This window comes from uncultured Microscilla sp. (genome assembly GCF_947493425.1).
In the GTDB taxonomy this organism is placed as follows: domain Bacteria; phylum Bacteroidota; class Bacteroidia; order Cytophagales; family Microscillaceae; genus Microscilla.
This window is the reverse complement of the sequence record NZ_CANLRP010000062.1, coordinates 35,770-41,769: the sequence shown is the minus strand read 5'-3', so window position 1 is coordinate 41,769 and position 6,000 is coordinate 35,770. Positions and strand designations below refer to the sequence as shown.

The following is a 6,000-nucleotide window of genomic DNA, read 5'->3' as shown; positions in this document are numbered from 1 at the left end:
TAACCTTTTGCAATGAATTATGGGTATAATTAATTGAAATTCAATTTTTTATGCCCTTTTTAATTTCTACAACTTAATATACTTCAAATGGAACAAAAAATCGAGTTTTAGCCTCACTGTAATACAAAAACCGTAGAAGCTTGTTTCGTTATTGAAAAGCGAGCGTATGATTGCCCCCATATTTATAAGTTAGGTACTACTTTAAGCTCAAGCCAACGTTCGTTCAATGCCTGTAGGTACTCCAGCCCATACCTGCTCGATTCCAGGTTTTGATAAAGACAATCAGGCAGGTTTTTTTCTACCTGAGCAGTGTTTGACGCGGCTCCTAAGGCAATAGTGGCTACCGTGTCTACATCGCCCGTAAAAGCAACACAAGCCTTGAGCATATCGGCTAAATTATTGTATTTGCTGAGCGCTGTCAGGGCAGCCCTTACACTCATCCAGCCTTTTTGCCCTACAAACTCATCATACGCCACATTCCAATCGCCAGGTACCTGACTTACAATAAATTCACCCAAATCACTGAGATCGCCTATTTCATAAATACAATAATGGGTAGCCAATGCAGTAGCCAGGGCAGCTTGTATGCCCAATGGGGTATTGTGAGAAACTTTTGCTTGAATAGTTACTCGTTCTACCAATTCGGGCAAGTCATGGATAATCCCTAAAGGACAAGCACGCATGGCTGCCCCACTGGTATCGCTGTCAGGGTCAATATTTTTGAGAAACTCTGCCCCGTTAGCCGAAGCATTCAACGCGATTTTTACCCGCCTTGAGTATCCCTTGCGAGGATCACGGTGATACACTTCTACCAGTTTGCCAGCAATATTTTCAGGTGTCCATTCTGTTCCTTCTACCAATAACTCAGCAATGGCAATTGTTTGCTGGGTATCGTCGGTATAACTTCCCGGAGATATGGCGTCGTCTCTTACTGCTATATACTGCAAATGATTGTGCTGCTCTACCAATTCAGGGTCAGCAAATTCAAACTGTGCTCCGTAGGCATCCCCTATAGCTAATTCTACTAACATAAAACATGGGCTAAATGAGTGGTTTACAAATGCCTTAAGATATGCATTTACCATCATTATTCCTATTTTTCAATGCGATTCCTGCTTGTCTAAAGCCACCAGTATTTTATTTGCCCGCGATTTAAACCCTGCCGAAGCATAGGGAAGCTGGTGCTTGATTAGCAACTTGAGTTCGTTTGCCAGTGCAGGTTCTTTTTGAGTGATGTTGTGTAAGTTGGTCATAGCAAATACCTTGACCGCAATGGCTGCTTTAGGGTCTTCCATATATTTAAAACATACCTCGGCAAGCGTGCCTAGCAATGTGTCTGGCACTTCTACATTTTGGAGCACCCGCAAGGTATTACGCTGCACGGCTACGGGTACCTCCTCTTCTTGTAGGTTTTCTATCATAGACTTTAGGTGTGGGGTAAGCAACTCAGGGCGTTGGTCGGCACATTTAGACAGTACCCAGGCAGCCCTTTGCACCACCAGGTATTCACCTTGTAAAAACAGAGCCATCAATTGAGCAAAACGGCGAGTGTCTGCCCCAATGTAACTGGCTATAGCCAAAGCATTTTCTTTGGAGTTTTCTCTAATCAATTCGTCTTCGATGTTCATTGTTTTTTTAACTTTCTTTCGGTACAAACAGCGTTGAATGGGTGATAATGGCTGTTTTTTTCAGTGCCAAAAAGAAGCTACGTGGCATCCATCAACGTAGTCTACTCACCCGCCCCAATCCTTTGCTTGCTATCGGTGGTAATGTCAAGCGTGAGGTGAAGAATCTTAAATACTTTTCCTTCTTGATTTTTGACAGGAAAAAAGCTGCCCTGAAGTTTTATTTTTGATTGATCTTTTGCCACATACTCATAAATACCCTCAATGTGTTCGCCTTTGCCCAAGGTTTCCCAAAGCTTTTTGTATGCCTTAGTCTGGGCAAAACCAGCATCCACCAACACTTGGTGGTGTTGTCCGGCAAGCTCTTCTACACCATCGTATTTGGCAAATTCAAGAAACAATTCATTGACGCTTAATATTTCGCCGGTAGGCGCCAACTCCACTACTCCTGCAATCAGGTTTACTACCTCTAGTTGGGCGCTCATCTCATTGGTTTTAACCTCAAGTTCTTCGCGTACTTTTTCAAGGTCGGCAATATTTTGTTTAATCTGAGCAGCTTGCTCCCGTTCTTTGGTAATGTCATACGCCAATACCAAAATCTTAGACAAATTGTTGCGGGCATCGGTGATGGGGTAATAACTTCCCCTGAGCCACACTACTTTTTCATCCCTGGTCATTCCTTTGAACTCCCCTTCTACAAACTCGTTTTTATACAACTGTTGCCATAGTTTTCGGTAAGGTTTACTTTTGGCATAACCATCTCTTACCAATACCTCGTGGTGTTGTCCAACCAAATCGTTTTTAGCATAATTAAATATCTCGGCAAACTTGTCATTCATGGACAAAATAACCCCATCTCTATCCATATTAATCATGGCAATAGACAGGTTAATTGCCTGAAGCTGCCCTTGATACTCTTTTGCCCTGGTTTCCAGTTCATCCTGCAGTTTTTGCATCTGCTTAATGCTTTGTTGACTTTCCAACTCGCGGGTTTGTAGTTCTTCCAGGTTTTGTTTGATTTGCTGCTCTTGCAATTTTTGCAAGCTAATGTCCCAGCCAATCATCATAATGGTTTGAGCCATAGAGTGCGCACCGCTCACATCACGGGCAACACTAGGGGGGGCACTGTGGGTAGTAGTAGTCAGGGCTCCCTCCGATTGATGTGAAGTAGTGGGGAGTTGTTTGGTACCAGAGGCATATATTGGCTTCGTTGATGGTTTTTTCTTTTGTTCGGTGGCAAGGCAATAATAGTTTGCCCGTAGCCAAAATGTAGCCCCATCTTTAGTCACCAGTTTGTGCTCGGTTTCGTGGTAAGCTTCTTCGTGCACCTTGCGCCAAAACTGTTTATAGTCTTCAGACTCTGCCACTTTTACCGGCAACAAAGAGCTGTGGTGTTGCCCAACGAGTTCGTCTTTGGTATATTTAGATAGTTTAAGAAACTTTTTATTTACTTGAGTGATCTCTCCTTCTTCGGTATATTCTACTACCAACATAGAGAGGTTAATGGCATTAAACTGCGCCTGAAACTCGGCCGCCCTGCGCTCTATTTCCAATTGGGTTTGTTCTATTTGGGCGGTATTGCGTTGCAACTCATCGGTCATTTCACGCGATTGTTTCAAGAGTTTTTGGGTGCGCAACATGCTACGAATGTTTTGTAACATAGACGCAATATTTTTGCCCAACCGCTCTAAAAAATGGCGGTGCAACTCGCTCATCGCATTTAGGCTGGCAAGCTCCAGCACTCCCTGAATTTTTTCATTGTAAAGCAATGGCACCACAATCAGGCTTTTATTGCTTATTTTTGACAAGGCAGACTCCACCGTTGCCGAATCAATGGGTAAGTCTTCGAGGTAGTGGGTTTTCTTGGTTTTTACAATTTGCCCCAGCACCCCTTCGCCTATATAAAAGCTTGATTTTTTTACTGTTTTAGGCGTGCAGGCATAGCCACCCTTTATTTCTATCCGGTCTTTGTCTTCGTCATACACATACAGTGCTGCCTGAGAACCATTCAGTAAATCGGCAAGATTCAGCAAAACTACATCGGCGAATTCTTCCAGGCTTTTGTCGTAGTTTAAGCGCATCAAGTCGTCAAACTTAGACAAGTTGGACTCCAGCCATTGGGTGCGTTCCATGTCTTGTTGGCGTTGTCGCAACTCTTGCTCTACCTTTTTCATCGCCTCCTGGCTGTCTCTGATTTTGCGCGACTGTACGTTCATTTCGTCTTGAGTGGCTTGTAACTCTTCCATGTTTTGCCGAAGCTCTTCCTCGGTGGTTTGTGAGGTTTCGAGCGCACGCTGCAGATCTTCAGTCTTCTTTTTTACATTGTTTTCAAGCTCCTCGTTGGCTTGGGCTATTTGTTTTTGCTGTTCTATCAGGCTACGTTTCGACAACATCTCCTTGATGGTTTGAAGCTGCATAAAATACGCCCAGCTACTGCACAAAACCACCTGAATGCTCAAAATACCAAAATAAGCGATGAGGCGATCATATAAAATCACTTGTTGCTTTCCTTCGGTGGCAAAAAACAATTCACGGGTAGCTTTTACAAACTCGGTTTCCATTACAAAGTCGAGAAAACTACCTACGTTGGCTCCCGTAAAAAGCTCCACGTAACTCAGTACAATAGGAAGGGTAATGACCCCAAACAAAAAAATAGCTCCTGGCCAAATTGCCCTCCAGTCCTGGTACACGATCATAATGGTAAAGGCAATAAAAAAGAAAAAACGCCCTTCGTCTATTTTCTGCCCCTGTACCTGAAGCTGGTAAAACAATAAAAATGCAAACATCTGCAAACATATCCCTGCTATTACCCTGGTAAAAAACTTACGGGGGCGAAAGGTGACACTTAACCCAAACAACCCTACTGCAGTAAGCCCAGCAGTGAGGGTTTCTGCCCATACATTCTGAAAGATAAGGGCTATGATCAATGCAACTACCAGGTGCAAACCGATGAACACGGTCATCATTTTATCACCACGCTTATAGACCTCCTGCAAAGCATCTTGCACATCTTTTTTGGCAACTTTACCCTTCGGCAAACCGTCCTGATTGCCATAGAGGTTTTTTTTTATGTTCAGTTTTTGAGTAATTTTAGAAGTAATAGATGCCAACATTGTAAACCAAGTTCATTTTATAAAGGAATCGTTTAGGCGTTTTATAGTCTTATTCATTTCTGGTAACTAAGTAGCAGCAAGCAATTAGCTACAAGTAAAGATAACTCTCTCATAATATAATAGTTATACTTGCATATTAGGTATATTTAATTTTGTCTTGGTACATACTTATGAGAAATTTATTTTCACACCATTCCTAAGACCAATACTCCGCAGTGATTTTAGTCAAAATTGATTATTGATTACCTTCGGTGAGCACCGATATACATCGGTATCTAAGGACTCGCCAAAAGCTCGGTTATCAAATGGTTATAAGTTTAAAAACTATTTAATTTAGACGTAAACCTGAAACCCTTTGAAAAATAAAGCAAGTACGCAAATTTAATATACGCCATTGGTTTATAATGATTCATAGGGTAAACATTTACTCGAATCAGCTATGGACTACGGACTAAATGCTATGGACTATTGTAAGACAAGATCATAAGAATAATCATTCTCTAAAATACTTTTTTTGCTAAGAGAACTCATCTCGTCTCAGAATAATGAGTAGTTTTCACAAGTATTTAAAAAGACCAGATCAGTTATTATGCTATATACCTAATTATCAAATATTTAACAACTCATTTTTTATTTTTTTACTTAAGAGCTTGTTTGGACTTCATCCTTTGGAACTCTTGCGCGACTTTGACTGTCAGTATTTTGTTAAATTTAGCTTCGCAGAGCTCGGCACAGCAAAGCTGTAGCCATCGGTTATCCCCAATAGCGCTGCCCCGAATCAAGTTCGCATGCGTCAAAGCTTAATTTTACGAACACTTAAAATACCATCAAAATCATCAAAAATGACTCTTTTAGGCGCAACTCCTACGGAGCTGTGTCCCGCTTCGTTTATTTTTTCTACCAAGGTTTCGCCCCACTGGGGCTAATATTCGTAAAAAATGGCATAAAAACGAGCAAAGAGTTTTGAACGATTCCATAAAAATTGTGATTCAACACAACTTGAAGCTGGTTTTTACAGGCGGAATTTTAAGCCCTGACCAATGCGAATCAAGTTCGGGATTCCAGAACTATTGGCTCAAAATTAGTTTAAATGCTAATTTTCAAAGGTGAAACAGAGCTCGCTAAAGCTCGGTTTAACGCATCCTGACAGCAAACAAGCTCTAAGCTGTTTTCACGATCAGTATAAACCGCTCACTCTATTAAAGTTTACAGTTAAATGAAACACTTCGTATTAAAAAGTTTAGTTATTTCAAGCTTGTTGT

General features: G+C 41.5%; 3 protein-coding genes. All 3 read right to left on the bottom strand.

Annotated elements, in window-relative coordinates; translation table 11 throughout:
• Positions 1–182: 182 nt before the first annotated feature.
• Positions 183–1,031, bottom strand: a complete 849-nt coding sequence (locus Q0954_RS16750) for an ADP-ribosylglycohydrolase family protein (protein ID WP_299458645.1) — start codon at positions 1,029–1,031, stop codon at positions 183–185.
• A gap of 69 nt (positions 1,032–1,100) precedes the next feature.
• Positions 1,101–1,628 (bottom strand): hypothetical protein, encoded by a 528-nt coding sequence (locus Q0954_RS16745; RefSeq protein WP_299458644.1) that lies wholly within the window; start codon positions 1,626–1,628, stop codon positions 1,101–1,103.
• A 101-nt stretch (positions 1,629–1,729) separates the two neighbouring features.
• On the bottom strand, positions 1,730–4,738 hold the full coding sequence (locus Q0954_RS16740; protein WP_299458643.1) for a PAS domain-containing protein: 3,009 nt from the start codon (positions 4,736–4,738) through the stop codon (positions 1,730–1,732).
• Between the last annotated feature and the right edge of the window lie 1,262 nt (positions 4,739–6,000).

What these genes read in the sequence shown, in the direction of transcription:
- Q0954_RS16745 (WP_299458644.1), bottom strand. Translation starts at nt 1,628, where the DNA reads ATGAACATCGAAGACGAATTGATTAGAGAAAACTCCAAAGAAAATGCT.
- Q0954_RS16740 (WP_299458643.1), bottom strand. Translation starts at nt 4,738, where the DNA reads ATGTTGGCATCTATTACTTCTAAAATTACTCAAAAACTGAACATAAAA.
- Q0954_RS16750 (WP_299458645.1), bottom strand. Translation starts at nt 1,031, where the DNA reads ATGTTAGTAGAATTAGCTATAGGGGATGCCTACGGAGCACAGTTTGAA.